Source organism: Mycobacterium sp. DL (assembly GCF_039729195.1).
In the GTDB taxonomy this organism is placed as follows: Bacteria; Actinomycetota; Actinomycetes; order Mycobacteriales; family Mycobacteriaceae; genus Mycobacterium; species Mycobacterium hippocampi_A.
The window spans coordinates 6,143,149-6,169,224 of the sequence record NZ_CP155796.1 but is presented as its reverse complement, the minus strand read 5'-3'; the positions used below and the strand labels follow the sequence as shown (position 1 = coordinate 6,169,224).

At 64.5% G+C, this 26,076-nt stretch carries 29 protein-coding genes; 14 read left to right on the top strand and 15 right to left on the bottom strand.

Translation table 11 applies throughout. From position 1 onward, the window contains the following. Positions 1–94 precede the first annotated feature (94 nt). Together ABDC78_RS29385 and ABDC78_RS29380 are read left to right on the top strand one after the other, a co-directional pair. The gene (locus ABDC78_RS29385; RefSeq protein ID WP_178357804.1) at positions 95–670 is read left to right on the top strand and encodes a maleylpyruvate isomerase family mycothiol-dependent enzyme; all 576 of its coding nucleotides are present in this window, start codon (positions 95–97) and stop codon (positions 668–670) included. A gap of 47 nt (positions 671–717) precedes the next feature. Further along, positions 718–1,347, top strand: coding sequence for an SDR family NAD(P)-dependent oxidoreductase (locus ABDC78_RS29380; RefSeq protein ID WP_178357729.1), 630 nt, complete (start codon positions 718–720; stop codon positions 1,345–1,347). Between the two features lie 419 nt (positions 1,348–1,766). On the opposite strand, the gene ABDC78_RS29375 is transcribed toward ABDC78_RS29380, so the two are convergent. After that, complete coding sequence (locus ABDC78_RS29375; protein ID WP_178357728.1) at positions 1,767–2,372, bottom strand: TetR/AcrR family transcriptional regulator; 606 nt, start codon at positions 2,370–2,372, stop codon at positions 1,767–1,769. Between the two features lie 116 nt (positions 2,373–2,488). Here ABDC78_RS29375 and ABDC78_RS29370 point away from each other — a divergent pair, with 116 nt between their 5' ends. Next, positions 2,489–2,911, top strand: coding sequence for a DUF4345 domain-containing protein (locus ABDC78_RS29370; protein ID WP_347133550.1), 423 nt, complete (start codon positions 2,489–2,491; stop codon positions 2,909–2,911). A 214-nt stretch (positions 2,912–3,125) separates the two neighbouring features. Here ABDC78_RS29370 and ABDC78_RS29365 read toward each other — a convergent pair whose 3' ends face one another. From ABDC78_RS29365 to ABDC78_RS29350, 4 genes are read right to left on the bottom strand one after another with little or no spacing between them, the layout of a single operon-like run. Further along, positions 3,126–4,088, bottom strand: a complete 963-nt coding sequence (locus tag ABDC78_RS29365) for a zinc-binding dehydrogenase (RefSeq protein WP_178357726.1) — start codon at positions 4,086–4,088, stop codon at positions 3,126–3,128. Continuing rightward, a complete protein-coding gene (locus ABDC78_RS29360; RefSeq protein WP_178357725.1) occupies positions 4,085–5,620 on the bottom strand; it encodes an FAD-dependent oxidoreductase in 1,536 nt (511 codons plus the stop codon). The genes ABDC78_RS29365 and ABDC78_RS29360 overlap by 4 nt, the downstream gene beginning before the upstream one ends. Continuing rightward, positions 5,620–6,522, bottom strand: coding sequence for an alpha/beta fold hydrolase (locus ABDC78_RS29355; RefSeq protein WP_178357724.1), 903 nt, complete (start codon positions 6,520–6,522; stop codon positions 5,620–5,622). Before ABDC78_RS29355 ends, ABDC78_RS29360 begins: the two co-directional genes overlap by 1 nt. A 15-nt stretch (positions 6,523–6,537) precedes the next feature. Then, entirely contained in the window at positions 6,538–7,134 is a 597-nt protein-coding gene (locus ABDC78_RS29350; protein ID WP_178357723.1) for a TetR/AcrR family transcriptional regulator, read from the bottom strand. 116 nt (positions 7,135–7,250) lie between these two features. Between ABDC78_RS29350 and ABDC78_RS29345 the strand changes: the two genes are divergently transcribed. Together ABDC78_RS29345 and ABDC78_RS29340 are read left to right on the top strand one after the other, a co-directional pair. Continuing rightward, positions 7,251–8,081, top strand: coding sequence for an alpha/beta hydrolase (locus ABDC78_RS29345; protein WP_306172901.1), 831 nt, complete (start codon positions 7,251–7,253; stop codon positions 8,079–8,081). A gap of 7 nt (positions 8,082–8,088) precedes the next feature. After that, complete coding sequence (locus ABDC78_RS29340; protein WP_347133276.1) at positions 8,089–8,283, top strand: hypothetical protein; 195 nt, start codon at positions 8,089–8,091, stop codon at positions 8,281–8,283. A gap of 21 nt (positions 8,284–8,304) precedes the next feature. Here ABDC78_RS29340 and ABDC78_RS29335 read toward each other — a convergent pair whose 3' ends face one another. From ABDC78_RS29335 to ABDC78_RS29325, 3 genes are all read right to left on the bottom strand, one after another. Beyond that, entirely contained in the window at positions 8,305–8,526 is a 222-nt protein-coding gene (locus ABDC78_RS29335; RefSeq protein WP_256735910.1) for an alpha/beta hydrolase, read from the bottom strand. Positions 8,527–8,955: 429 nt separating this feature from the next. Further along, the gene (locus ABDC78_RS29330) at positions 8,956–9,111 is read right to left on the bottom strand and encodes a hypothetical protein (protein WP_178357721.1); all 156 of its coding nucleotides are present in this window, start codon (positions 9,109–9,111) and stop codon (positions 8,956–8,958) included. A 106-nt stretch (positions 9,112–9,217) separates the two neighbouring features. Beyond that, entirely contained in the window at positions 9,218–10,114 is an 897-nt protein-coding gene (locus ABDC78_RS29325) for an MOSC domain-containing protein (protein ID WP_178357802.1), read from the bottom strand. 225 nt (positions 10,115–10,339) lie between these two features. On the opposite strand from ABDC78_RS29325, the gene ABDC78_RS29320 reads away from it, so the two are divergent. Further along, a complete protein-coding gene (locus ABDC78_RS29320) occupies positions 10,340–10,948 on the top strand; it encodes a TetR family transcriptional regulator (protein ID WP_178357720.1) in 609 nt (202 codons plus the stop codon). A 196-nt stretch (positions 10,949–11,144) separates the two neighbouring features. Here the strand turns inward: ABDC78_RS29320 and ABDC78_RS29315 are convergent, their stop codons facing one another. Continuing rightward, positions 11,145–12,224: a TerC/Alx family metal homeostasis membrane protein gene (locus tag ABDC78_RS29315; protein ID WP_347133275.1), complete on the bottom strand. Its 1,080-nt coding sequence runs from the start codon at positions 12,222–12,224 to the stop codon at positions 11,145–11,147. Positions 12,225–13,201: 977 nt separating this feature from the next. Further along, positions 13,202–13,570 (bottom strand): hypothetical protein, encoded by a 369-nt coding sequence (locus tag ABDC78_RS29310; protein ID WP_178357718.1) that lies wholly within the window; start codon positions 13,568–13,570, stop codon positions 13,202–13,204. A 555-nt stretch (positions 13,571–14,125) separates the two neighbouring features. Between ABDC78_RS29310 and ABDC78_RS29305 the strand changes: the two genes are divergently transcribed. Both ABDC78_RS29305 and ABDC78_RS29300 read left to right on the top strand, forming a co-directional pair. Continuing rightward, complete coding sequence (locus ABDC78_RS29305) at positions 14,126–14,494, top strand: metalloregulator ArsR/SmtB family transcription factor (RefSeq protein WP_178357717.1); 369 nt, start codon at positions 14,126–14,128, stop codon at positions 14,492–14,494. A gap of 1 nt (position 14,495) precedes the next feature. Beyond that, entirely contained in the window at positions 14,496–15,146 is a 651-nt protein-coding gene (locus tag ABDC78_RS29300) for an SRPBCC domain-containing protein (protein ID WP_347133274.1), read from the top strand. A 280-nt stretch (positions 15,147–15,426) separates the two neighbouring features. Here the strand turns inward: ABDC78_RS29300 and ABDC78_RS29295 are convergent, their stop codons facing one another. Together ABDC78_RS29295 and ABDC78_RS29290 are read right to left on the bottom strand one after the other, a co-directional pair. After that, entirely contained in the window at positions 15,427–16,266 is an 840-nt protein-coding gene (locus ABDC78_RS29295; RefSeq protein ID WP_178357716.1) for an SDR family NAD(P)-dependent oxidoreductase, read from the bottom strand. Continuing rightward, the gene (locus tag ABDC78_RS29290) at positions 16,263–16,601 is read right to left on the bottom strand and encodes a nuclear transport factor 2 family protein (protein ID WP_178357715.1); all 339 of its coding nucleotides are present in this window, start codon (positions 16,599–16,601) and stop codon (positions 16,263–16,265) included. The genes ABDC78_RS29295 and ABDC78_RS29290 overlap by 4 nt, the downstream gene beginning before the upstream one ends. 141 nt (positions 16,602–16,742) lie before the next feature. On the opposite strand from ABDC78_RS29290, the gene ABDC78_RS29285 reads away from it, so the two are divergent. Beyond that, a complete protein-coding gene (locus ABDC78_RS29285; protein ID WP_178357714.1) occupies positions 16,743–17,570 on the top strand; it encodes a MerR family transcriptional regulator in 828 nt (275 codons plus the stop codon). Between the two features lie 157 nt (positions 17,571–17,727). On the opposite strand, the gene ABDC78_RS29280 is transcribed toward ABDC78_RS29285, so the two are convergent. After that, positions 17,728–18,735, bottom strand: a complete 1,008-nt coding sequence (locus ABDC78_RS29280) for a zinc-binding dehydrogenase (protein ID WP_178357713.1) — start codon at positions 18,733–18,735, stop codon at positions 17,728–17,730. A gap of 278 nt (positions 18,736–19,013) precedes the next feature. Further along, positions 19,014–19,844 (bottom strand): LuxR C-terminal-related transcriptional regulator, encoded by an 831-nt coding sequence (locus ABDC78_RS29275; RefSeq protein ID WP_178357712.1) that lies wholly within the window; start codon positions 19,842–19,844, stop codon positions 19,014–19,016. 339 nt (positions 19,845–20,183) lie between these two features. Between ABDC78_RS29275 and ABDC78_RS29270 the strand changes: the two genes are divergently transcribed. Beyond that, positions 20,184–21,236, top strand: a complete 1,053-nt coding sequence (locus ABDC78_RS29270) for an LLM class flavin-dependent oxidoreductase (protein WP_178357711.1) — start codon at positions 20,184–20,186, stop codon at positions 21,234–21,236. Between the two features lie 140 nt (positions 21,237–21,376). On the opposite strand, the gene ABDC78_RS29265 is transcribed toward ABDC78_RS29270, so the two are convergent. Next, entirely contained in the window at positions 21,377–21,952 is a 576-nt protein-coding gene (locus ABDC78_RS29265; RefSeq protein WP_178357710.1) for a TetR/AcrR family transcriptional regulator, read from the bottom strand. 118 nt (positions 21,953–22,070) lie between these two features. On the opposite strand from ABDC78_RS29265, the gene ABDC78_RS29260 reads away from it, so the two are divergent. From ABDC78_RS29260 to ABDC78_RS29245, 4 genes are all read left to right on the top strand, one after another. Next, entirely contained in the window at positions 22,071–22,811 is a 741-nt protein-coding gene (locus tag ABDC78_RS29260; RefSeq protein WP_178357709.1) for an SDR family oxidoreductase, read from the top strand. Between the two features lie 145 nt (positions 22,812–22,956). Next, on the top strand, positions 22,957–23,856 hold the full coding sequence (locus ABDC78_RS29255; protein WP_178357708.1) for an aldo/keto reductase: 900 nt from the start codon (positions 22,957–22,959) through the stop codon (positions 23,854–23,856). A 68-nt stretch (positions 23,857–23,924) separates the two neighbouring features. Then, positions 23,925–24,821 (top strand): alpha/beta hydrolase, encoded by an 897-nt coding sequence (locus ABDC78_RS29250; protein ID WP_178357707.1) that lies wholly within the window; start codon positions 23,925–23,927, stop codon positions 24,819–24,821. Positions 24,822–25,077: 256 nt separating this feature from the next. Continuing rightward, entirely contained in the window at positions 25,078–26,019 is a 942-nt protein-coding gene (locus ABDC78_RS29245) for an LLM class flavin-dependent oxidoreductase (RefSeq protein ID WP_178357706.1), read from the top strand. The last annotated feature ends 57 nt before the right edge of the window (positions 26,020–26,076 follow it).

Genomic DNA, 26,076 nt, shown 5'->3' with positions numbered 1-26,076 from the left:
CCGGCCTAGGTCAACAGTGGGGTGGTGCGTGAGACTGGACGGGTGTGGAGTGTGCGCGAGTGGGCGCGAGCGGAGCGTCTAGAGTTTCGCCGACCTGCTTGACGAGCTGACTGCCGACCAGTGGCGTGCATCGAGTCTCTGCGACGGTTGGCGGGTCTGTGATGTGGTCGCGCATACGGTCGCCTATCTCGGTCAGAGTCGCGTCGGCCTGGCCGTTGAGATGGTTCGGGTGAGAGGCGATGTCGATCGGCTCAACGAACGTGCACTCGAGGCATTCTCCCGTGACGATCCGAACGCGCTGGCTGTGTTGATGCGCTTGGGCGCCGAGCCTGCCGGTGCTGGTGGGCTCTATGGCTGTCGGGTGGCGCTGATCGAGTGCCTGGTCCATCAGCAGGATGTGCGCCGGCCGCTAGGTCTGTCTCGGCGTATCCCCCATCAGCGGCTGACGGCGGCGCTGCAGTTCGCTTGGTGGAGCCCTGTCATTGGCGGCGCGCGCCGCGTGCGAGGAATCCGACTGCAGGCCAATGACGTCGGATGGTCAGCCGGCCGAGGACAGCATCTGACCGGGTCCGGGGAGGCGCTGCTGTTGGCGATGACCGGTCGCGCCCCCGCGGTCACGGACGATCTCACCGGGCCAGGTCTCGACCTCCTTATGCAGAGCCCCCGATGAGACGGCGGTGTCACGACGGAACGCCCAGGGTGCGTGCAGGCGAAGTCGTGCTGATCACGGGAGCCGCTCGCGGTATCGGCGCCAGCGTGGCGCGGCTGTTGCATCAGAGCGGCGCGCGACTGGTGCTCATCGACCGAGATGAGCACGCGCTCACCAAACTTGTAACTGACCTGGGGGACCCGGACATTGTTTGGATCGCTTGTGACGTCGGCGATTTCGACGAGATGCAGGACGCGGCCACTACTGCGGTAGCGCGTTTCGGGGCGATCGACGTGGTGGTCGCCAACGCGGGTATTGAGCACTGGGCTCCTGTTCGCACTGTCGCACCTCAAGCGTTTCGGCAGGTGATCGAGACCAACGTGGTCGGCGTCTTCAACACCGTCCGGGCCGGCGTGCCCTCGCTCCTCGACCAGCGTGGATACGTCCTGGTGGTGGCGTCGGTGTCGTCTTATACCGCGGTGCCGGGGATGGCGGCCTACGCCGCGAGTAAGGCTGGTGTCGAGCACTTCGCGAACGTTCTGCGAATCGAGCTCGCCGACCACGGTGTGGATGTCGGCACCGCACACATGTCGCTGGTTGACAGTCCCATGCTGCGCGACACCCAAGCCGCGTCACCGGAGTTCAGGGCATTGCTCGCAGGCTTTACCGGCCCCGATGCGCCGCCCGGTGACCGCTGATATGTGCGCGGCCCGCCTCGTGCGGGCGATCGAATATCGCCAACGCCACGTCGACGTTCCCCGGTGGGTTGCTGCGGCACGCTGGCTCAAGCCGCTGCTGTCGACGTCACAGGCGCAGCGGTTCCATGCGAAGGTTGATCAGACAGATCGAGGCGCCACGACCCGACCAGAGCGTCGACCGAGCGTGGAAGTTGTTTCGCGTCTGGTGTTCGTACCGCAGCTTGAGCACCGTCTGTCCCGATAGACGGTAACGACGCATCCGCTATGGTCGCCTGCTTTTCCTCGTCGACCCCCGCGCTGCTCGCGACTTTGAACGGCCTCCGGTCCGAACCGACGTCACGCTCTGTTTAGAGTGCTGCGAGACAGTGATCGGCCTGTCGGGTCGCAAGTGCGACGACACGTGCCGCCGGGGCGTTGGTTCAGTCCGTGTCGGTGTGAGGTTGAGTAACGTCGACGGTGTTTTCGAGGGCGCCGAGGAGCGCGCCGACGCAGATGTCACGCAATTGGACACGCGAGACGGCGTTGTTGGCGAGCCAGTCCACGCTCATCACGCGCACGAAGACAAGCCAGCTCATCAGTATGGTCGAAACGATCTGGTGCGTCGGGTCGTCGAGACCCGCGGCGCTCACCATGCGACTGCGCAGCGCCTCCAACTCGCCGTTGATGACCGCTTGGATGGTTGGATCGCCCGCGAGGGTGCGGTTGGCAGCCAGCACCGTGTAGCGGTTGGCCTCGAAGTAGTCGAAGTGGGCGTCGAGCCCAATTTTGATCTGATGGGCGAGGGGGACGCCGGCATCGAACGCGGTCTCGTGCAGGAGCCGATCGGCGGCCTGTTGGTACATGGCCGCGAACAGCTTTGGCTTGCTGGGGAAGTGGCGGTAGAGCAGCGCTCTCGACACACCGCCGCGGGCGGCCACGTCCTCCATCGAGACGTCGTCGTAGGGACGCTCGGCGAATAGCTGCGCGGCGACCTCGAGCAGACTCGCCCGACGGTCGTCGGAAGCGAGTCGGCGGTTCGCGGTCACCAGGGCATGCTAGTTGACATCTGTCTACCACGGACATACGGTGCCTAAGTAGACAACTGTCAACTTGGGTGGTGTCGGACATGATTACTCGGATACTGCGTGGCTTTTTGTGGTTGATGGGAGTGACACTCGTCGCGATCGGGATTTACCACCTGGTGGGCGGCATGTGGTCGGTGCCGGGTGCCGGCGCGATCGAGGGCGAGGCGCGGGCCACGGTCGACAGCCGCGAGCGGTTCTACGCCGCGATCTTCATCGGGTACGGGCTCGCCTACATCTGGGCCGCCCGTCAACCCAGCATCCCCCTAACGGCGGTGAACTGGCTGGCCGCGGTGTTCCTGCTCGGCGGCTTGGGCCGGGTGCTGTCGGTGGGGGTGTACGGATGGCCGCACTGGTTCCAAATCCCCCTGCTTACTCTTGAGCTGGTGATCCCGCTGGTCTTCTTCGCACTCACCGCAGCAGAACGACGCAGCCACACGACAGCGCACGGGGAACGTAAGTTGGGCGTAGGCGCCACTGGAGCCAAACCTTCGACGACGTAGCGGGATTGACTGTGTAGCTACAGTCCGCGTGGCGCAGCACGTCGGCGGCAGGTCTAACCAGGCTCTACCAGTACTTCCCAAACAAGCACGCTTTGCTGCGGGAGTTGACCGAGCAGCACTTCCGCGTCCCGAGGACCTCGGGACCACACAGATGTCTGCGGCGATGCCGACGGATTCGCGGCGACGAGGTCACGCAGGCGGTGGGCAGGTCCGCCTACGGTCGCAGGATCACCTTGCCGACGGTGTGGCGTTCGCCGAGTGCTTGGTGTGCAGCCACGACGTCACCGAGCGAGTGGTCGGTGATGGTCAGTTGTAGTTCGTTGCGGGCGACGAAGCCGAGGAGCCGTTGAAGGGCCTGCCCGATCCGGTCCGAGCGCTTCAGCCAGCCCAGCAATGAGTACCCCGTCACGGTCAGATTGTTTGTCATCAGCGACATTCCGGTATACGAGGCGACGGTTCCGCTCGCGGCACCGAAACTGACGATGCGGCCGAACGGGGCAGTGCATTCGAGGGTTTGTTCGGAGATGTGACCTCCGACCGAGTCCAACACGAGGTCGACGCCATGCCCGTGGGTCGCGTCGAGGACGGCCTTGGCCCATCCGGGGTCGGAGTAGTCGACAGCGAGATCGGCGCCGTGCGCGCGGACGTGGTCGAGTTTGTCCGGCGTGCCCGCGGTCCCGATGACGCGACCGGCTCCGAGCAATGTACCCAGCTGGGTGGCCAGGGTTCCGACGCCTCCGGCGGCGGCGTGCACCAGTATGGTTTCGCCGGAGCTGAGATGTCCTGCGTCGCAGATTGTTTGGTAGGCGGTCAGACCGTGCACCCACAGCGCGGCTGCGCTGCGGTAGTCGACCGCGTCGGGCAGTGTCACCACGGCATCGGACCGTGCCACCGCGTATTCGGCGTAGCCATGGTCGACCATCGCGGCCACCCGCGAGCCCATCGCGGGCCCACCGGCGCAGGTCTGTCGGACCGTGCCGGCGACCTCCTGGCCCAGCCCTGCGGGCAGTTCGAAGTCGTTGCCGAAGCCGCCCTGCCGTTTCATCACGTCGCCGTAGGTGACGCCGGCCGCCTCGACCTCGATCAGTACCTGCCCTGGGCCGGGTACTGGAACAGGGGTGTCGACGACGCGCAGCACGTCCGGGCCGCCGAAGCCGGTCATCCAGACCGCTTTCATCGGTGCTCCAGTACGTGTCCGGAGGAAGCGCGGCGAATGTGCTCATCCAGGATCGCCGGGTGGGTGGCGGTGCTGCGGGCGGCGATGTAGCCGTCCGGACGAATGAGCACTGACCCACCGCCGGCGAGTCCGTAGGCGGAAGCCGCAGCGGGGTCAGCTACCTGCACGATATGCACGAACTCCCGGTGGTGGCCGTACCTCCCGTCGAGTTCGTGTATTTCCTCGCCGAGGACCAGCAGGGTGTGTCTGTCGGTGTCCAGCAGATCGAACAGGCGGATCGCTTCGCCACCGGGTCCGGTGATCAGCAGGTCGGGTGCCCGGTCTCCGACGGCGACCCGGCCGTGCGGCGCTGAACCGGACCCGTCGTGATAGGACACGTCGATCTGGGAGATCGCCCGGGTGAGCGTGCGCTGGACGTGTGCGCGCCCCAGTACGGGCGGGGCGATGCGACGCCGGAACGCCGTGGATACTGGGTTGCGCAGCAACGTCATTCGCGTGATGCGCCGGGTGCCCTTCACCAGGCGCCGGGCGACGGGCGCTCGCTCGGCGGCGTAGGTGTCCAGCAGTGCCGGTTCGGCCCACCCGCGTACCACCGCGGCCAGCTTCCAGCCCAGATTGAAGGCATCTTGAATCCCGGTGTTCATTCCCTGAGCGCCGACCACGGAGTGGATATGGGCGGCGTCGCCGGCCAGGAAAACGCGGCCAGCCGAATGTGATTCGACCCGGCGCTGGTTGATTCGGAACCGCCCGGCCTGTCTGACCTCGGCGATCGCGGCTCCGTGCGGCGCGCACACATCGACCGCGCGCTGAAGCTCCTCAATTGTCACCGCGCCGGTCGGAGTCGGCCGTTCGGGCTGGGCTACTGCAATGCGGTGCCAGCCGTGCAGCATCGGGAAGTAGGCCACGAATCTGCCGCGGTTGAGGAAGGCGAAGAACTCATCCGCGGGCAGCGACCACTTCATTCGCAGGTCGGCAACGGCGAAGTTCTCCTCGAACGAGGTGCCCAGGAAGCGCAGTCCCAGCAGGCGCCGTACTGTGCTGTGCGCACCGTCGGCGCCGATGACCCAGTCGGCGTCGGCGGATTCCACCCGCCCATCGGCGTGGCGCAGCTCGGCTGTCACATGGTCGGTGTGCTGGGTCAGCGCGACCAGCTCGACGTGGTGCTCGACTCGGGTGCCCAGCGTCGCGAGGTTGGCGGCGAGTACGTCCTGGACCTCGTTCTGCGGGATCATCAGCAAGAAGGGGTATGGGGAATCCAGCTGTGCGAAGCTGGTCCGCAGGATCTGATGGTTCTCGCTGAACACGTTGAAGGTGTGGGTCTGCAGGCCCCGTGCGAGCAGTTCGCTGGTGATCCCGTGTTTCTCGAACAGCTCCAGGCTGCGGGCCTGCATCCCCAGCGCGCGGGTCTCGGTGTTGGGTCCGGCCGCTGCGTCCACGATCCGGGTGCGGATGCCGCGTCGCGCTAGGTCGGTCGCTATGGTCAGCCCGGTGGGACCCGCGCCGATCACCAGCACATCAGTTTGATCAGCCATCACGAATGCTCCTCCTGCACAGTGTGTTTGACCGCGCTGCGCACGAACGCGACCTGATCGGCGACGACGTTCTGTCGAACATCGGGTCGGTAGATGCCGAAGTGGCTGACCGGGTAGCTTCGAACATGCCCGCGGGGGGCCCGCTGCGCGATCTCGATGCTGTCCGCGCCGAGGGTTTCTGCGTCGAAGTCGGCGATGCACACCAGCACCGGCATCCGCAATCGCTCCGCGAACCGCCCGGGTTTGTACCGCATCATGTCCAGCAGCCCACGCGGGGCGACCTGGTTCTGCCACGACTCACTTGTCGTATCCGAGATCGCTTGAAGTGCTTCGGAGCTCCCGATGACAGCGATCTCGTCCGGCGTTCCGATCACCTTGATGTAGTACGGGACGCGGCCGAGCGTGCCGCGCAGCTTGTCGCGCACGATCGCCGTCAGCAGCTTGAGGGTCGTCCTCGTCGACCGTTGCTCGACCTTCTTGGGAAATCCGTTGAACGGCACTTGGGCGACCACGGCGCAGATTCGGGGATCTCCGGCCGCGACGGTGACGACGTGACCGCCGCCCAGCGAGGTGCCCCACAGCGTCACGCGTTCAGGGTCGACATCACGACGGGTACGCGCGTAGTCGATGGCCGACCGGATATCGGCGAGCTGACCCTCGATGTCCACCAACTGCCGCGGCTCGCCGGAACTCGAGCCGAAGCTGCGGTAGTCGAAGGTGATCGCGACGAACCCGGCGTCGGCGAAGGCGCGTGCGGTGAACACCAGCGACGGGGTGTCCTGAGTTCCGGCGAAACCCGTGCACAGAATCACGCACGGGCACGGGCCTTCAACGTGGGGCAGATACGCCTGCCCGACGCATGAGGTCCCGGCGGAGTCGAACTGCACGACGGTGGTGTCCATCAACTTCCTTTCGGGTCAGGCGAACTGAGCCGCGAGAATCCTTTCGAGCAGCTCGATGAGCTGGCGGCGATGTTCGGTGAAATCCAGATCGGTGATCCCTGCGTAGGCCTCGTGAAGACCCTGCAGCGCACCCAGCACGGCGATGGCGGTGAAGCCGGCATCGGTGACGGCGAATTCGCCGGCCTGTGTGCCCTCTTCGATCAGCGCCGTCATCGCGGGAAGCAAGCTCGCGGCCACTTGCGCGGTCACACGGCTGTGGATGTCGGCGAATGTGTGCGAATACAGGTCCCGCAGCAGCTCCGAGGAGGCCGCACCGGTGGCCTGCCAGTAGCTGTAGTCGACATAAGACATCAGGCGAGCAGCAGGGGACACCGAGCGGTCCTCGAGGCTGGCCAGGGATGCGTCGACTATCTGCTGCACAACGGTCAGCACGCACGCTTCGAACACCTCGTCCTTGGACCGGAAGTGGTGGTAGAAGCAGCCCTTTGCGACGCCGAGCTCGCCGATGATCGCGGCGACCGTTGTCTTCTCGTATCCGCTCTCGGTGAACAGTTTCAGTGCGGTGGTGACGATCTCACTCTTTCGCACCTCCGGTTGCTTGACCTCTCGCACACCGCCTAGGCTACAGACCGACGGTCGGTCTGTCCAGGTGCACGGTCGATTGGCGAGCGGGAGGGCGAGGCATGCAGGACAGTGGAGGATTCCGAGAACACATACGCCGGCTCGAATTGAGCGCCGGCGAAATCGACTACCTCGACACCGGCGGAGACGGACCCGTGGTGGTGCTGCTGCACGGGGTCAACATGGACGCGTCGCTGTGGCGCGGCGTGGTCGATCGGCTGGCGCCCGAGCACCGGTGCATCTGTCCGACGCTGCCGCTGGGCAGTCACCGGATGCCGATGAAGCGCCCTGACCTGGTGACCCACACCGGCGTCGCTGAACTCGTCGGAGAACTCTTGGTGGCGCTGGATCTCCGCGAGGTGACCCTGGTGCTCAACGACTGGGGCGGTGCGCAGTTCCTCGTCGCAGACGGCACCGATCGGATCGCCGGCCTGGTCCTGGCCGCCTGCGAAGCATTCGACAACTTCCCGCCCGGGATGCCGGGAAAGATGATCGCGGCCAGCGCCCGGATCCCGGGTGCGCTCTGGCTCGCGATGCAGCTGCAACGGTCCGACTGGTTCCGTCGCGCCCCCGGCGGCTGGGGCTGGATGAGTAAGCGCCCCATACCGAAAGATTTAATGGACCGCTGGTTCCGGCCAGCGCTCGTCGACCCCGGAGTGCGCCGTGACCTGCGCACGTTCGCGCGCTCGACACCGAGCCGACAAGAGCTCATGCGACTGTCCGAGCGACTGGGCACATTTGACCGGCCGGTACTCGTGGTGTGGGCCACCGAAGACAAGTTGATGCCCGCCGAGCACGGGCAACGGCTGGCTGCGTTGTTCTCACGCGCCCGCCTCGTCGAGATCGACGACAGCTACACACTGATACCCCAGGACCAGCCGAACCGGCTTGCCGCCGAGCTACGCGGTTTCATCGCCAACGACGTACTTGAACTATGAGCGCCTGGTGAAGGCGCAGCGCCGCGAGAAGGTGCTGTCGGTAGTCAACCGGTTGGTGCGCATGATCTTTCACGTCGCCGACCATGACGACGGGGACAAGGTGTTCACCGTGTCGGAGGACGTTGGTGGGTCGCGCTCCGGGCTCGGCTCACGGCGCTCGCCGGTACCTGAGGCCTTGTCCGCAAGGAACGGACGATCGTGACGTGCCAGCGCGGGTGTGCGGCTATTCGAGCCCACTGACCTCACGGAGAAACGGGCGTATTGCTTGCGCGAGTTCGTGAGGGTGCTCGTGATATGTCGCGTGCGTGCCTGGCACGGCGACGACATCGACGCCAAGACGCTTGCCGAAACGACCGGCCACCTGGACGAAGACCGGAAGGATGTCCTCGCTGACGAGCAGGCGCACCGGGACGGTGATGGCTGCCAACGCCTCATCGTCGGGCATGTAGAGCTCGTAGGTCCCAAGCTCGACCCCGAACAATGTACGGGCGGAGTCCGCAGGCGCTCACGAAGTGCAGGTGCAAGCCGGGCCCAGCCGTCGCCCCCGGCCACGTAGCGCCAGAACGGCTCCACCGCAGCGGGCGGCCCACCGACTTCGAGCGCCTTCTGGATCGACGCCCTCACCGGGGCTGGAACCGCATCGATGTTGTCGACCAAGGCGTACAACATCGGCTCGTGGAGGATTGCGCCGCGCACCGAGGCGGGATGGCGGATCATGAGACAGAGCGCGAAGGTCCCGCCACCGCTGGTACCGAAGACCGCCGCAGGACCAGTCCCTAGTGCGTTCAGCAGGGCCGCCGCGTCGTCGGCCTGCTCCTCCGGCGATGTCGTCTGCCAGTTGTCGGGAACAGGACTACGTGAGTTTCCGCGCCGGTCATAGCTGATGACCATGAAACTCATCAGCCAACCAGTCGGCGAACGCATCGAAATGGCCGCCGTCTCCGGTCGCACCCATGATCAGCAGGACAGGCGGGCCCGCTCCCCGAAGCTCGTAATAGAGCGTGGTCCCGTTGACATCGATTGTTGGCATCTGTGCTCCCGTCGGACTGATGATGTGAAAAGCACTCGCGCCCCCGGCTACCGAGGTGGATCAAGGCAGTCGTTGAACAGCTTGCTGGCGCAGGAACCACACCGGATCAGGGTCGTTTGGCATTTCCCGCCGACGGTGTCCCGAGCATCGCCGCGAGCGCGTCCTCTGTGGACTCGATGCGTTCGATGCCAATCGGATCGCCGGTGCGCACTACGCCGGGCCTGACCACCTTCGCATAGCTTCCGGCACAGGCGACTTGGCCCAACGGACCCAATTGCTTACGGCCGACTCGAGCGATCGCCTTCAGCACACCCATGTCCCTCGGCAAACCAGGTTGTGCGAGCGTCGTCATCACGCACCGCGGCACGGGCAGCACGACATGGACCACCACCTCAGTGCCGATGCGGAGATCACAGCCCAGCCAGTCGTCCTCCTCGCCCAGTTCGCCACCGTCGTCGATGAGCAAGTTCGGCCGCAGCCGCCGCGGATCCCAGTCACCGGCCGGGTATTCGGCCGCCAGTCCGCGCAGCGTGCCCGCAGCCAGGACGTGCAGAGGACCGATGTCGAGCAGGGTGCCGGGTGCTGCCATTCCGACAGCGAAGTCCCTGACCTGCTCGCCTCCTTCGTCGCGGAACAGCGACCTCAGCGCCCCTGGCTCGACATCCTCGATGCCAGGCATGGCCAACTCCGACGAGGCTCCCTCCGGCGCGCCGGTCAGCAGGCGCACGTCGCGACCCATCAACTCCGACACGCGGCGCGTCAGCTCGGACGGGTCATCCCGCACCACCGCGCCGTCCGGGAAAGTGACCTCTATCGGCGGAGCTGGCGCGTCGGGACGGGGCGGCGACAGGAATCGCGCCTGGCACTCCATCAGGGCGCCGTAGCGCTTGGGACGTTTGGCACTGACCACTTTGCCCGTCTCGATGTCCAGGAACCCGTAGGCGCGGTCACCCACCACGCCGCCAGGGCCAATCAGAACTTCCTCGACTTCGGCGCCCTGCATCGACTTAACGGGGTAATGCCAAAGCCGACCAACGGATGCGCCGGTCCTCCGTGGTGTCATCGAGGCTCCTAGTTATCGACCGAATGTGGATGCGCGCCACGGAAACGGCTCCGGGACCAGCATCCCTTCGTCTCCTAAAATGAATGTTCGTTCGGTATCAAAATGATGCAACGCTTGCCATCGACATGTCAAGAACGAGCGTTCATTTTGTGGCATGCTCTGATCGTGCCGAAGGTGAGTCAGCAGCATCGGGAGGCCCGCCGGGAGCAGATCATCGACGCGATGCTGCGTTGTGTCGCTCGCGACGGCTTCCACAAGACGACCATGGCGGCCGTGGTCGCGGAGTCCGGCCTGTCAGCGGGCGCGGTGTACCTCTACTTCAAGGGCAAAGACGACCTGATCCGGGCGATCGCCGAGCTCGTGGCCGGCGAGGGACTGTCAGTCGTGTTGGACCGTGCCGCCGCCGAGGTCCCGCCGCCACACGAGGTGCTCGCCGCTGTGCTGGAGCGGGTCGTCGCGTTGGGCGAGGAGCGCGGGGTCGAACTACATCGAGTGGCGCTGCAGGCCTGGGCTGAGGCGGCTCGGGATCCCGAGATCATGGCGATCTACCGGCGGGAGGGCAGCCGCGGCCGTGCGGCGTGGGCCACCTATGTCGAGGCCGCGACCGCCGCTGGGCACCTGCCGAGCGACGCTGATCCGGCGCGGACGGCTCACCTATTGATCGGACTGATCCCTGGCTTCATGGTGCAGCGGCTGTTTTTCGAGGATCTCACCCCCGCGTCCTACGCTGCGGGCCTCGCCGACCTGATGGGCCATCAAGCCCCGACACTGTGATCAGCTCAGTCCCGTTGTTTGCGCAGCTGGAGCGAAGGGCGCATCAGAAACCGCCAAGGCCAGCTCGGATCTCGGGCTTGCTAAGGACTCGGTCCGCGTGGTGGACGGGCATCCCACAGCGCCGCACAGCTGATGATCAAGGCGCTCAGCACCAACACGGTCGCGATAAGTTCGAGCAGGGCGGCGTAGAGCATCGTCAGTTCCTCGGTGCGGCAGTGGATTGTTCGGTCTTGCGGGCACGCAGACTGGTCAAGGTCACCGTCACCAAGACGATCACGATCACCGCCAATGAGATCGGTGTGGGAATCTCCGGCACCGCAGGCCAGATGCCGTGCGCCCAGTGCAGCACCAGTTTCACCCCGATGAACGCGAGGATCACTGCCAAACCGTGATTGAGGTGTGCGAGCTCGGCGAGCGCGGTCTGCAGCACGAAGTACAGGGCACGCAGGCCCAGCAACGCAAAGGCATTGGTCGCGAACACGAGGTAGGGATCTTCAGTGATGCCGTACACCGCGGGCACGGAATCCAGCGCGAACACCACGTCGGTGGCGAAGATCGCGACCACCACCACGGCCAGTGGGGTCAAGGCGCGGCGACCGTTCTCGCGAACGGTCAGTTCTGTGCCGCGATAATCGTCGGTGACGGGCATCAACCGGCGCAGCAGGCGCACCGACCGCAACTGCGAGACGTCGCCGATGAACGCCCGCTCGGTCACGGCGTCGTGCAGGATCTTGCCGGCGGTGACGAACAGGATCGCGCCGAACAACAGAAATGCCCAGGTGCCAGCCTGCAGCATGGCAGCGCCGGCGGCGATGAAGATTCCCCGCAGTACCAACGCGCCGATGATGCCGTACAACAACACCCGCTGCTGCAGGTCGCGCGGCACGGCGAAGCCGGCCAACAACAACATGAACACGAACAAGTTGTCCACGGACAGGGATTTCTCCACCACGTACCCAGTGGTGAACTCCACCGCCGGAGCGCCGCCATAGGCCATCCAGACGAAGAGTCCGAAGGCCAACGGCAAGGCAAGGTAGAACGCCGACCAGGCCACGGCCTCGCGCATCGAGGCCTCGTGCTGTCGGCGGGTTACCAGAAAATCGGCGGTGAGCAACGCCAGCAGCACTGCGATGCTGACGGTCCACAGCCACGGAGACCCGATCGACGCGGCGGGCTCTGCGTCGAGGCCGGATAACGAGTCATTCATGAAAGCTCCTCGAACTCTTATAGGTTCGAGGTCTCCTTCGCCCGCACCGTGGCGGCCTTCCGGGGACATCGGATGCTGTCCGTAGTGACCGGAGCGACCTTGTGAAGTACTCCCCTCCCCAGCCATTATCCACAACCGCACACGGCACGGCCACCTAGATTGACCGCATGCACACTGTCCTGAAGATCAGTACTGACTACGTTTTACCAGTGTCTCGACGGCATCCACCCCAAGGTCCGACTGGAGCAGGTGCGCTGTGCCTACTGGTAATGATCAGGACCGCTGCCGACCGCCGGCGGACGTCGGCCTCTATTAAAGATCGGCCAACCCATGGACGCCAGCGGCTTCAGCGCGTTGGTGCCGCTCTTTCCTGACCGCACGGTAATCACTTATGACCCGCGAGGTCTTGCGCGCAGCACGCGCAAGGACGGCCAGGTGGACAACAGGCCTGAGGTCCAGGCATCCGACCTCCACGCGCTGATCGAAGCTCTCGGCGCGATTCTCCGCACACGCCTCTGGAAAGTAATGAGATTCGGGATGGATGAAGGCGGCGGAATACTCTGTTGCACAACATGTATCGGCGATCATAACCCTTATCTGAGCGGACAGCGTAGCTGCGTCACAGTGACGAATGGGTGTCCAGTGCGCGGTTGTCGTCGCATGGCGGCTTGACGCGCGGTTCCGCATCAGTCTCGAAGTGGACATGAAAGTGAGAATCGGCGGTGTGGACATCGATTGAGAACGCCGAGATTCATGCAGGTCTGGGGGTCATAAGTGGACACGAAACATGAGAAGCCACAGATCATAGGAGTGTGCCTTCTCAAGTTTGATGTCCAATTCTGAATTGAAATATCCATCTGATGTCCGATTGGACATTTGAATGAGATTCCGCCCATCGAGCCAGCGGTAGCACTGCTGGTCGGCCGCTGGTCAGCGCCGGGGATGGACCACTCCCGCGGAAGCCGCGGGCCGGGCGTTTCATACCCACGCCGATCTGAGTGGCGGCCGACGACACTGTCCGAGTGATCCACCCCAGCAGCGTGCGCCTATGCGTCACCCAAACTCGGCCGGTAGTCGGCCACTTCGGCCTCAGCAGCGAGCAACGCACCCAATTCGCCCTCCTGCTGGGCGACAAACACACCGATAACGTGCCGGCACACCTCCGGCACGCTGACCCCGCGCATATCAGCAATGCGTTTCAACCCGACCAGCATTGACGTCGACACGTGAAACTGCACGGCGAATTGACCGCAAGAACCATCCTCGGGCGGTAACCCCGGACCAACGACCACCGGATGATCTGACCCGAATTGGTCAACATCAGCACCGCGAGCCCTCACAACGGGCCCACCACTAGCGCCGCCAGCAACGCCCTCGTCCGGGTCGCGGAACTCCTCATGGCTGAACAAACCCATTGCGCCACGCTAGCCCTTGCAGAATGCCGAAGCCGCCGAGTGAGCGGGTGAGGCCTGCAAGAGACCGAGGCGGCGGCGAGGCGCTGCGGGGCCGGAGGGTTGTGGTCGTGGTTCTCGGTGCGGCTGGAAGGGGGTTCTCACTGCATGGCCGACGCGGACACCATGCCTCGACGCTAACAGCGCCCTGAGCTAAATACCGGCCCCGAGGCAGCCCGTTTCCAGGACCAACCAATGGCCAGAAGAACCTGCCGCTGAAGCTCGACGGCGGAAACCGTGCCGCCGGCAGGTACTTCTCCATCGAACGACCACAGAAGGATTGCACCGGTGCGCGGCGGCCGCGACATTGTGGCCTAGCGCACGGCAGATACCCGAAACGGCCTAACAAGCTCAGATCCACGCGGTCCTAATTACGTCGGTCTCGGATGCCGCCGGATTTCGGTCTCGTTCGACACTGCATCGAAGGGTGCGAATCGGGAGTCAATGGGCTTGACACCACGGACGATCTTTAAGCACCGGGTGTCACTTATATAAGTCGCGGCTGTTTTGATTCGGTTTGTGCACGCGTTCGACATCCTCGGCGACCCCGTGCGCCGGCGCATTCTGGAATTGCTCGCCGACGGCGAGCAGACCTCTGGCGCGATCACCGACGTGATCCGGGCCGAGTTCGCAGTGTCCCAGCCGGCTGTCTCGCAGCATCTGCGCGTTCTGCGTGAGAACGGGTTCGCGTCGGTCCGAGCCGAGGGAGCCCGCCGGTTCTACGCCGTCGACCCCACATCGCTAAGCGAGGTTGATGTGTGGTTGGACCGGTTTCGCAAGTTCTGGGATCAGCGGCTCGATGCCCTGGGCACGGAGCTGGCCCGCGGCAGGCGTGCATCCCGGACCCAAGGTGTTGGCAAGGCAAATCCACCAGCGAAAGGAAGATGACGTGAAGGACGTAATGGACGAACTGGCCGCTGCGCGCCGGACGATGGGTACAGCCACCCTCCCCGCCGGCGACGCGTACACAATTGAGCTGAGACGTTTCTATGACGCGCCGGTCGACGACGTGTGGAACGCCATCACCGACCCTGAGCGACTAGGCCGCTGGCTGAAGCCAGTGACCGGGGACCTGCGGCTGGGCGGGTCGTTCGAACTGGACGGCGGCGAGCACGGCGAGATCCTCCAGTGCGACCCGCCGCGGCTGCTACGGGTGTCGTGGCTTTTCGGACCGGAGGCCGACGAATGGCCGGGCACCAGCGAGGTCGAGGTGCGTCTGTCCCCGGGCCCCGCCGATGGCACCGAGTTCGAACTGGTCCACGCAGCGGCCGTCGGGGAGCCCATGTTCCCGACCTACGGTCCCGGAGCCGGCGGTGTGGGCTGGGACCTGCATCTCCTCACACTGGCTCTGTTCCTGGCCGACGGCGAGGCCCTCGACCACGAGGAGTTCGAGAACCTGCCCGCGGGACGCGAGTTCGTCAGGCGCAGCGCCGTGGCATGGGGCGAAGCTCACCTTGCCGCGGGTGGCGATCGGGATCAGGTCGCCGCCGCGGTCGAGGCGACCACCGCGTTCTACGCCCCCGCAGTCAACGAGCGATGAAGCACACCTCGATCGAGATCTACTTCCCCGCGAGAAGGTGATCCAGCTTCTTGCTCCGGCGTGATCGCTGGAGCGAGTCCACTAATGCCAGAACGACTACCAGTGCCGACGTCACGGGCATCCGTTTCGAGCGTCGTGCTCTGCGGTGTTGGTGGGTGGTCGCCAGTGACTGACCGGCGAACGCCATGAGGAAGAGGACGGCGGGCCCTGGCCATCGCCGCGATCACCCTTGATCATGTCTCCACGCCACGCCCTTCAGAACCCGCCTCGGTCAGGATCTTCAGTCGGGGAAATCCGCGCTGCGAGAGAGGTTTTCGTTGGCTCGGATGTCGGCCAGGGTCTGCTCCAGCGCATCGATGACGGCGTCGTAGCCGTTATTGCCCAGAACCAGCCGGCGTGGAGGCGGATCTTGAGCCATCGCTGCGATCACCGCACGGGCACCGCGGTGCGGGTCGCCGGGTTGCGTCCCGTCCATCTCGACGAAGGCGGCGCGGACCTGCTCCAGCATGTCGTGATACTGCGGAATCGTCTCCGCGACGGGCTCGTTGGCGAAGCCGGCGTAGGCGTTCGTGCGGAACGCACCTGGCTCGACTGTCAAGACGGAGATGCCCTGAGCAGCCACCTCGTCGCGCAGGGCATCGGTGATCGCTTCGATGGCATACTTTGTCGCGCTGTAGTAGCCGAATCCGGGCGCTGATACCAGCCCGGCCACCGACGACACGTTGACGATCCACCCGTTCCCGCGGGCACGCATCCCCGGCAGCACCGCACGTGTCACCGACAGCACGGCGAAGAAGTTCAGTTCGAACATCGCCCGCAACGAGGACTCGTCCATCCCTTCGATCGATCCGTACCAACCGCGGCCGGCATTGTTGACCAGCACATCGATGCCACCGAAATGCTCCTCTGCGGCGTGCACCGCACGCTGCACCTGGGCCGCGTCGGTGAGCTCCAGCGGGACCACGAGAACGCGGTCGCCGTAATGCTGCACCCAACTGTCCAGCTCCTGCGGACGCCGGGAGGTCAGTACCACCCGGTCGCCGGCCTCGAGTGCGGACTCGGCGAACGCCATCCCGAAGTTGCCGGGGGTGCCTCCGGTGATGAACCAACGCCGCGTCATGGCTCGATCACCACCCGGCTGATCACAGTGCCGTCGAGGGTGAAGCGGTAGTGCAGGTCGGCGGCCCCGCCCGGGAAGTCGCCCTCCAAGTGCTGCCCGACGTCGACGCCTGCTTCGGTCGTGATCGCGCCGGTGAACACGGTGGTGTAGGTGTACTCCGCGGCCGCGGTGGCGACCCACGCTCCGATCTCGTCGTGTCCCTTGTAGTCGTGGCCTTCGTCGGTCACCACGGCATCGGTGGTGAGTGTGGCCAGCGCTTGGTCCACCTCCCGAGCATCGAGCGCGGTCATGAACGTCTTCACGGTGTCCGGGAGTGCATCCCATTCTGTGGTCATGACCCCACGGTGGATCTTCCCCCAAGGGGAAGGTCAACCCCCGGCCGGAGAATTAGTTTCAGACTTGACCTTGCCCTAGGGGGAAACTGCACGATGGCCTCACCCGATGAGGCAGGGCGACAGATTGCACAGGAGGATGCCATGGGCGCACGGGTTTCGATCGGTGACTTCGCCGTGATGACCACCCTGAGCAGGAAGGCGCTACGGCATTACCACGACATCGGCATCCTCGCGCCAGTCCACGTCGACTCTCACACCGGCTACCGCTTTTACGACACCAGCCAGGTTGATCATGCGCACATCATCCGTAGGTTCCGATCGCTCGGCATGTCGATTCCCGACATCAAGGCGCTGCTGAGCACAGAAGATGCCGCGGCCCGCACCGAGATCATCACGACCCATCTCGAACAGATGGAGGTGCAGCTGCAGCAAACGCGTGACACCGTAGGCGCGTTGCGCGAGTTGCTCTCGCCCGTAACCACGCCCGCCCACGTGGAGTTGCATCTCAAGCCGGCGTTCGCGGTGTGGTCCGTAGGCGCCACCATCGACGTCTCCGAGATCGACAGCTGGTTCGGGATGGCGCTGGGGACGCTGCGGGAGGCAGTCGCGGCGGCAGGAAGCGCACCTCTCGGGTTCGTGCCGGGTGGCCTGTACGACCGAGCGCTGTTTCTCGAATCTCGGGGAGAGGCGACACTCTTCGTACCCGCTCCAAATTCCGTGCACCCCCCAGACGGCGTCCGCGCCGAGGTCCTACCTCAGGCCGAGTTCGCGGTGCTCACCCATTCCGGCAGTCACGACGGCATCGACCGCAGTTACGGGGCTCTGGGAAGACACGTAAACGAGCATCTGATCAGCGACCAGGGACCGATCCGCGAACACTACATCGGCTCCACGCCCTCGGAACCATACAACTTCACCTCGACAGAGATTTGTTGGCCGATCTTCAGCACCACCCCACCGTCAGAATGACAGCAGCCCTCGGCTAGTTCGTGACCCGGAAAGGGTTGTGCCGCAGAGCCATCCGTTCGACCGTATTGGGTTCCAAACGAGGTCACCGACCCCGCCGTGAGCACCTCGGCGCCCGTTGGTGTGCGACCCCGAAGGGACGGGTGCTTGATGGGGTCCGTCAGGTGTTCATCGTCAAGATCACCTTGCCGAGATTGCCTCGAGCACTGATTATTTCGTGCCCTTTTGCGACCTCTTCGAGGGGCAGGACCTCGCTGATCACTGCCTTGAGGCTGCCCTCCTCGAGCACCGGGCCCAGCGGCGCCAGCCAAGGCGCGATGGTCCCGCGATCATCCCAGAGAACTCGCTGATCGAGTCCGATCAACGACTTGGAGTCCATCAGGAGATTTGCCGAGCTCAGTCCCTCGATCAATCGGAAGTCCTTGGCTTCGTCTGCGCCAGAGGAGCGTTGGCCACCATCGAAGGAAGACGCCGCACCGAAGATGACCAGACGTCCGCCCGAGCGCAGCAAGTCGTAGCTCTGTGCAAACGATCGTCCGCCGATGGCGTCCATGATGAGATCGAAACCGGGGAGGCGGGTTTCCCAGCCCTCCGTGGTGTAGTCGACGGTTGCGTCCACACCGAGTTGCTCCAGGAACTGGTGCTTCCCGGGTGAGGCAGCACCCCACACTTCGGCGCCCGCCCGTCTGGCCAGCTGTACGGCAGCGACGCCGACACCTCCGGCTGCTGCCTTGATCAACACCCGCTCACCGGGCTGCACGTTGCCATAACTGACCAACGCAGCCCAGGATGTTGTCCCGGCCACCGGAATCGCGGCGCCCTCTTCGAAACTCATGGCGTCGGGCAGTCTGAGTGTGTCGCGGGCGTCCGCAGCGATTCTCTCGGCGAATCCACCACTTCGGGTCATGGCAATGACACGCTCACCCACCGTTCGATCGGTGACGTCGGACGCCACCTTCGAAATGACACCGGCCACCTCGAACCCGCCGATGTAGGGAATGGGGGTTCCGCGCTTGTAGTGCCCGAGACGGGCCATGACATCCGAAAAGTTCAGACCGGCCGCATGTACGGTGATCTCGACCTGTCCGACTGTCAGCGACGGATCGGCGACGTCTTCGATCCGCAAGACGTCGGTTGATCCGTACTCGCGAATCACTATGGCACGCATTGATGTTCTCCTTGTGTAGACGGCGTCGGTCCCAGGCTCTGAAGCATCGTCGACTGGACCGACGGTTCCGACTCTGATCAACCCGAAGCACTGTGGCTAGTGCACGAAAGTGCAGTGTTTGGCAGGCGGGGTGCTTTCGGAGTGGTACAGACGCCCTGCGACTGGTGGATCTCTTGGATCACCGGGGTTCGACGAGGCATGGATCGGCAAACATCATTCCGCCGGTAGCGAGATCAGGCACGTCGCAGCGTTCCCGCAGATGGGGTTCAAGGTGGTGCCTACGATGAAAGGCAAAGCGTCTCAAGTCGGAGGTCAAGGGGCGTTGATCGGCTTTCGCTGATCAGCAGCGCCACCTGTGTGCGTGAATGGCACTTCAACGTGGCAAGAATTCCGCTCACATACTTTTTCACGGTGTCCTCGCGCAGTGCCAACAGCTCGGCGATTGCCGCGTTCGTGAGACCTTCGGCGATCAACATGGCGACCTCGCGTTGACGCGGTGTCAACTTGCCGACCGCGTCGGGTCGGCAGTCAGCCGGTGCCGGCGACATCGACCGGCTGATGGCGTTCAGTGGTTCGGCCATCCTGCGAAGGATGTAAGCATCCCGTTGTTCCTTGGCCGGATCGTCGTTGCCGAACAGTCCGACGAAGGAGTTCTGGTTCTCCGATACCTGGAGATAAAGTCCGACCGCGGATGTCAGACCCCCGCGGATGAAGAAGTCTGCGAGAAACCGCTGGGTCTTAGGCGGAGCGGAGGGCTGTAACTCGCTCAGACTGGACACGCGCGTTGACTGCAGGCAGCGCAATGACTGTGGCATGGCAAAGAAATCGTCTCGGAACCAGTAAGCGTGATATTCGGGGAACATGCGCACGGCATGGCCGATGTGCAGGGGTTTGGGGTCGGCGAACAGCGCCGAGAAATTGGGTCCACTGAAGACCGTCGCGGTCCGGTAGCCGAAGTGCCGGGACAGCGACGTCATCACTGCCTCGTGGAAGGAGTCCACCGACCGAGCGGATGCACAGTCGTTGAGCACCTCGAGCATTCGATCGTATTCGTGCGTGTTCAGCGGCGAACTCATGTGCCCAGTTTCACGCTGGTTGAGCGCTGTCATCCAGCTGCTCCTCTCAGTCCACCTAGCCCAGTGACTGTAATCTCAACCCAGCGTCGCCATGGATATTCCGCATGCGTTGGCCCACAGGGACCATGGTGCGTCCGGGGCGAGGCTCCAGGTCGTCGCATCAACCTCCACTTTCGTGCATTGACGGCCTCGTCACGGGCACCGTCGGCTCAAGATCGCCGACCGCGAGGGCGGTGCCGGGTGGCGCGCGTCGCGGGGACGTGGCGTCCTTCCTTGTGGATGAGGCGCTCCAGGTTTCGTATCGATAAGCGGCGAGCCGGCCGACATGATGATGTTCGGAATACCTCAACGACGAATGAGGTTTGCGATGCTGTGAAGGCTTTCGGATTTCTGAGCTTCGGGCACTATGCGTCTGCCGGCGGGTCCGGCGGGCCCGACGCCGCGGACATGCTGCGCGATGCAGTCGACATCGCGACAGGTGCCGACGAGATAGGCGTCAACGGCGCATACTTCCGCGTTCACCACTTCGCCCGGCAGTCCGCTGCACCCATGCCGCTGCTTGCTGCGATCGCCGCCCGCACCCAGCGGATCGAGGTCGGCACCGGTGTCATCGACATGCGATATGAGAATCCACTGCACCTCGCTGAGGAGGCGGCTGCTCTCGACCTGCTTTCCGGAGGGCGGGTGGCACTCGGAGTGAGCCGAGGGTCGCCCGAGCCGGCGTTACGGGGGTGGGAGGCCTTCGGTTACACCGGCTCCACGGATCCGCGTGGCGCCGACATCGCCCGGGACAAGTTCGACCTGTTCCAGCGTGCCGTCCGCGGTGAGGGTGTCGTCGACGCCGATCCCCGACAGTTTGGGCGGGTTGGAAAGCTGCGCATCGAGCCGCACTCGGCAGGGCTGGCCGAGCGCATCTGGTGGGGTGCCGCATCGCGGGAGACCGCGAGATGGGCGGGCACCGCAGGTGTCAATCTGATGAGTTCGACGCTGCTGACCGAGGCCACCGGGGATGCCTTCGCAGACCTTCAGGCTGAGCAGATCGACCAGTTCCGTGCGGCATGGGCGGCCGCAGGACACCCACGAACTCCGCGAGTATCGGTGAGCCGCAGCATCTTCCCGCTGGTGACAGATCTGGACCGGCACTACTTCGGCCCTCGGGGAGACGATTCGGTAGACGAGGTCGGCATCATCGACGGATTCCGCTCGACCTTCGGCAAGACCTATGCCGCCGAACCCGACGCCCTCGTCGAGCAACTGAAGGCCGATGCCGCGGTCCAGTCGGCTGACACCCTGATGCTCACGATCCCCAGCCAGCTCGGGGTGGACCTGAACCTCCACATCCTCGAAACCTTCGCCCGCTACGTGGCGCCGGCGCTGGGATGGGAGCCGAACTTCGAGGGCCCGCGAGTTCCTGCCGAGGTCTGAGAAGTTAGGCCGTTGCGCTCGAGCTACCAGCCCACTGCGCTCCAGCTACGACATCGCCGTGATTTCTTCGAAGATCAGCGCCGCCTAAAAAGCGTTGTGCCAGTGATCAGGCAACCAGGTGGGATCCACACACTGGCGGGCTATGTCGGATCGCCGGAGGCGGTCAGCGGCTGCGGCCACCCCGCCAACGCTACGTTTGCAACGGCGTGTAGTTCGGCGCGACTGGCCCCACTGCGGGCTTGAACCGAAATGCCCTGGCCTACGGCAACAATCCAGCGTGCCAACACCAGAGTGTCGACACCGGAGAGTTCGCCCTCGGCGACCGCAGCGTCGAATCGTTCGGCGAGTCGGCGCACAATCGCTTCCCGTAATTCGGCCAGACCCGGGGCTTCGCCGACGGTAGTCAGGCATCCGAGGATGGTGCCGCTGACGAGATCGGCGGCACCGTGCACCATGGCCTCGGCGACCTCACGGGCCGACGGCCGGGTCAGCGCATCACTCACGTAACCGCTCGGCCCCGCGAGGTAGCGCTCCGCAGCCCGCATGAACAGCTTCTCCTTGGATCCGAACTCGTCGTAAATGCTGCGGCGGTTGACTCCGGTCACGGCCGTCACGTCGGAGATCGAGACCCCGTCGAAACCGTGCTTCCAGAACAGTTTCATCGCCGCGTCTTCGACTTGGTCGGCGTCGAATTCCCGCGGCCGCCCGACTGCCACGTCGCACCTCCCTTCTCGTGTGATTCCGGTCACATCGGGAGTAAACCCCTTGGCGACCGGCTTTGACCTCAGTGTACTAAGTAACATATCGGTTCGTAATTAGGAGGAGGCGCAGACATTGAGCACACTGACCGGACGACGCGCACTGGTTACCGGGGGATCACGGGGCATCGGCGCGGGGTTCGTGCAGCGATTGACCGCCGACGGCGCCGCGGTGGCGTTCACCTATTCGGCGTCGAAGGTCGAGGCTGACGAGCTTGTCGCCCAACTCACCGCGAACGGCGGCAAGGCGGTGGCGATCCAGGCTGACGCCGCCGACCCGACTCAGACTGCGGCCGCCGTCGACACCGCCGCCGCTGAGCTCGGCGGCTTGGACATTGTGGTGAACAACGCCGCCGTCATTCATAAGGCGCCGGTCGATGAATTCAGCCAGGAGCAGTATGACCGGCTGGTGGCAATCAACATCGGTGGCCCGTTCTGGACTATTCACAGCGCGCTCAAACATTTGGGCGACGGTGGGCGCATCATCAACATCGGCAGCATCAACGCCGATAGGGTTCCGGTTCCCGGCCTGTCGGTGTACGCGATGACCAAGGGGGCTGTGTCGTCCTTCAACCGTGGGCTGGCCCGCGATCTGGGCCCGCGCGGCATCACCGTGAACAACGTCCAGCCGGGTCCGATCAACACCGACATGAATCCGGACGGAGGCGATTTCGCCGCGGCCTTGAAGGGTGTGACGGCGCTCGGGCGTTACGGACAGACCAGTGAAGTGGCCGCCGTGGTGAGCTTCCTGGCGGGCCCCGAATCGAGCTACGTTACCGGTGCGAACCTGAACGTCGACGGCGGTCACAACGTATGACGACCGCAAGGACAACCCTCAGCTCCGCCCCGTCCTGGACCACCACGGCGACTCGAGCGTCCATCGAAGCCGGTCGTGTCAATGACACCGCGAGATTGGCTGTCCCCCAACTGACCAACCAACACACCGTCAAGGAGAACAACTCATGACTTCGACGATCGCGGACGCAAGCACGATCGAAATTGCCGGCAAGACCGTGGCACGGCTCGGATTCGGGTCGATGCGACTCACGGGACGGGGGATCTGGGGTGAGCCCACCGATCGCGACGAGTGCATCGCCGTGGTGCGCCGCGCCGTCGAATTGGGCGTCCAATTCATCGACACCGCCGACTCTTACGGTCCCTTCGTTGCCGAGCAGATCATCAGCGAGGCGCTCCATCCCTATCGCGACGACGTCGTCATCGCCACCAAGGCGGGTCTGACGCGCAACGGTCCCGACGTCGTCGACACCGAGGACGGTCCCAAGCGTCTCGGACCGGCGGCGTGGCCGCCGGTCGGGCGCCCGGAATACCTGCGCCAGCAGGCTCTGATGAGTCTGCGTCGGCTCAAGCTCGACCAGATCGATCTTTTCCAGTTGCACCGCATCGATGAAAAGGTGCCGCTCGCTGATCAGGTGGGTGAGCTCAAGGCGCTGCAGGACGAGGGCAAGATCGTGTCCATCGGGCTCTCGCAGATCACTCCCGAACAGCTCGCCGAAGCACGTACGATCGCCGACATCGCTACGGTGCAAAGCAGATACAACGTCATCGACCGCAGCGCCCAGGCAGTCCTGGACGTGTGCCATCGTGACGGCATCGGCTTCATCCCATGGGCTCCCGTCGCCCAGGGCGGACTCGACAAGGCGCACGACGCGCTCGCCGAAATTGCCCGCCAGCATGGGAACACGCCCGCCCAGGTGGCGATCGCGTGGCTCCTGCAGGTCTCGCCGGTCATGCTGCCCATCCCCGGTACCTCTAAAGTGGCGCACCTGGAGGAGAACCTCGCCGCGGCTGAAGTGACGTTGTCCTCCGGCGAGGTCGAGACGCTCACCGCTGCAGCACAATAGGACACTGGTGACAGGAGCGGCTCGATGACCAAGATGATCGTCGTGCGTGCCGGTGACGGCAGCACGCCATGACCACAGCGCACGATGTCGATGTGCACCACGGTCGGGCCTGGGTTGCGGACGAGTCGGTTCGCATCGGCTATACCGTTGTCACGCCACCTGAACCCACCAAGACCGTCGTGCTTCTCCACGGCGCCCCCCAAACGCGATACGAGTGGCGCAAGGTCATGATGCCGCTAGCCGCCGCCGGCTATCGGGTGATCATGCCCGACTATCGTGGCGCCGGCGCCTCCGATAAACCTCGTGACGGATACGACAAGTGGACCATGGCCGGTGATATTCACAGTCTGGTACGCGAGACCCTCAGCGTGGCGGAGCCCATCTCGCTTGTCGGCCATGATCTCGGGTCGACACTGGCTCTGAGTTTCGCGCTGCGGTACCGCGATGACGTCGTGAGCGCCACCTTCATGGAAGCTCCGCTGCCGGGAACTGCCTACTACGAATGGCGTGTGGCTCAGAAGTCAGCGTGGCAGTTCTCCTTTCATGCCAACACGGACATCGCGGTGTACCTCACGCACGGACGTGAACGTTGGTACATCAACCGATTCTTCGACGAATTGACCTACCAACCGGATGCGATCTCCAATGATGACCTTGACGTTTACGCCCGCGCGTTCGAAGCCCCCGGGGCGATGCGCGCATTGTGCGAGGTCTACCGGGAACTCGACCGCGATGCCGACGACAATCGCGCCGCGCTGCAAAAGCGCGGCAAGCTCACCATCCCGGTTTTGGCTTCGGGAGGGGCTTCCGGGCCTCTCGCCAGCAACTTCCGGGCGATGTGTGAAGAGGTCGCTGATTCGGTGACAGATCAGCTTGTCCCGGACTGCGGCCACTGGGTGGCTGAGGAGCAGCCAGGGTACTTCACCAGGATGTTCTGTGAATTCGACGCGGCCGCTCGGGCTTGACAGTTCAGCACCGCCCGCCTGCAGGGTCGTCAGCAGAGGCCAGTCCACGAAGCTGTCAATGGCACCGCTCGGGTGTCACGGCGGTGCAGGAGCGCTCGTATCGCTGGCGGTTAGCTGGCACGCGGATGGACTAGGGGTGTATTACTCCCACCAATGCGGAAACCAGGAATGTGAACCGAGCGCGGAACTCAGCATCGTCGCGAGACATGAGGATCGACTCCCTTGCTGATGCGGGAGTGAAGGAGCGGATAAGCAGATGACCACGACAGGCAACGGCTGCCGCATCGCCGTGCGGTTCGAGCCAGACTGGCCGGCCGAGGAACTTCCCGAATTCGCCCGGTGGGTTGAAGAACACGGCTTCGAGGAACTGTGGTTCAGCGAAGATCTCGGGTGGTCCGCAGGACTGGTCATGGCAGCGACTGCTTTGGCTCACACGCGACGACTTCGTGTGGGACTTGGTCTTGTGCCGGCCGTCTCCAGGAACGTCTCCACGCTCGCAATGGAAGTCGCTGCCCTAGCGCGGCTTGCGCCCAATCGCCTGACCTTGGCGATCGGGCATGGCGTCCCGGCATGGATGGAAAGGGTCGGAGCCCGATCGAAGACGCCTCAGGCGGCACTCGAGGAGACCGTCGTCGCCCTGCGCGCGTTACTCGCGGGTGAACGAGTGACCACCAAGGGCCGCCACGTCAGACTTGATGACGTCGGTCTCGGCTTCCCGCCTGCGACGATTCCGCCAATCCTGATCGGTACCACCGGACCGCAGGGACTTCGGGCGGCTGGGCGGAGTAGTGACGGCGTTGTGCTGCCCGAGGTCTGTACGCCCGCGGCGGTGCGATGGGCGAGGGCGACGATGAATTCTGAGGGCGCTGTAGTCGTTTTCGCCATGCTCAACGTCTCTGACGACGCCAGTGAGGCACTCGCGCAGACTCGGAGCAAGATGCTCCCCATACTGGACTTGGGTATCTACCCACGAATGACTGAGATCGCCGGATTGAGCGATGGCGGGAACACCCTCACCGATGCAACGCTGCAGTCGATGGCCGCCGCAGGCACCCCTGCCGACTGTGCCCGCGCTATCGGCGATTGGGCCGAAGCCGGCGCCGATCGCGTCGTCCTCATCGCTGGAGGCCCTGATCCTCGCGCCATTTACGAGCGCCTCGCGAGAGACGTGCTGCCACTGGTGCCCACTGCCTCCTGACGCCGCAGTGCATGGATCGTCCACGAATTCTGGGAGACGTGTGATCAGTGCGAGTTA

What these genes read in the sequence shown, in the direction of transcription:
- ABDC78_RS29370 (WP_347133550.1), top strand. Translation starts at nt 2,489, where the DNA reads ATGGGAGTGACACTCGTCGCGATCGGGATTTACCACCTGGTGGGCGGC.
- ABDC78_RS29365 (WP_178357726.1), bottom strand. Translation starts at nt 4,088, where the DNA reads ATGAAAGCGGTCTGGATGACCGGCTTCGGCGGCCCGGACGTGCTGCGC.
- ABDC78_RS29360 (WP_178357725.1), bottom strand. Translation starts at nt 5,620, where the DNA reads ATGGCTGATCAAACTGATGTGCTGGTGATCGGCGCGGGTCCCACCGGG.
- ABDC78_RS29355 (WP_178357724.1), bottom strand. Translation starts at nt 6,522, where the DNA reads ATGGACACCACCGTCGTGCAGTTCGACTCCGCCGGGACCTCATGCGTC.
- ABDC78_RS29335 (WP_256735910.1), bottom strand. Translation starts at nt 8,526, where the DNA reads ATGCCCGACGATGAGGCGTTGGCAGCCATCACCGTCCCGGTGCGCCTG.
- ABDC78_RS29330 (WP_178357721.1), bottom strand. Translation starts at nt 9,111, where the DNA reads ATGCCAACAATCGATGTCAACGGGACCACGCTCTATTACGAGCTTCGG.
- ABDC78_RS29325 (WP_178357802.1), bottom strand. Translation starts at nt 10,114, where the DNA reads ATGCAGGGCGCCGAAGTCGAGGAAGTTCTGATTGGCCCTGGCGGCGTG.
- ABDC78_RS29315 (WP_347133275.1), bottom strand. Translation starts at nt 12,224, where the DNA reads ATGTCCCCGGAAGGCCGCCACGGTGCGGGCGAAGGAGACCTCGAACCT.
- ABDC78_RS29310 (WP_178357718.1), bottom strand. Translation starts at nt 13,570, where the DNA reads ATGGGTTTGTTCAGCCATGAGGAGTTCCGCGACCCGGACGAGGGCGTT.
- ABDC78_RS29295 (WP_178357716.1), bottom strand. Translation starts at nt 16,266, where the DNA reads ATGACGCGGCGTTGGTTCATCACCGGAGGCACCCCCGGCAACTTCGGG.
- ABDC78_RS29290 (WP_178357715.1), bottom strand. Translation starts at nt 16,601, where the DNA reads ATGACCACAGAATGGGATGCACTCCCGGACACCGTGAAGACGTTCATG.
- ABDC78_RS29285 (WP_178357714.1), top strand. Translation starts at nt 16,743, where the DNA reads ATGGGCGCACGGGTTTCGATCGGTGACTTCGCCGTGATGACCACCCTG.
- ABDC78_RS29280 (WP_178357713.1), bottom strand. Translation starts at nt 18,735, where the DNA reads ATGCGTGCCATAGTGATTCGCGAGTACGGATCAACCGACGTCTTGCGG.
- ABDC78_RS29275 (WP_178357712.1), bottom strand. Translation starts at nt 19,844, where the DNA reads ATGACAGCGCTCAACCAGCGTGAAACTGGGCACATGAGTTCGCCGCTG.
- ABDC78_RS29255 (WP_178357708.1), top strand. Translation starts at nt 22,957, where the DNA reads ATGACTTCGACGATCGCGGACGCAAGCACGATCGAAATTGCCGGCAAG.
- ABDC78_RS29250 (WP_178357707.1), top strand. Translation starts at nt 23,925, where the DNA reads ATGACCACAGCGCACGATGTCGATGTGCACCACGGTCGGGCCTGGGTT.
- ABDC78_RS29245 (WP_178357706.1), top strand. Translation starts at nt 25,078, where the DNA reads ATGACCACGACAGGCAACGGCTGCCGCATCGCCGTGCGGTTCGAGCCA.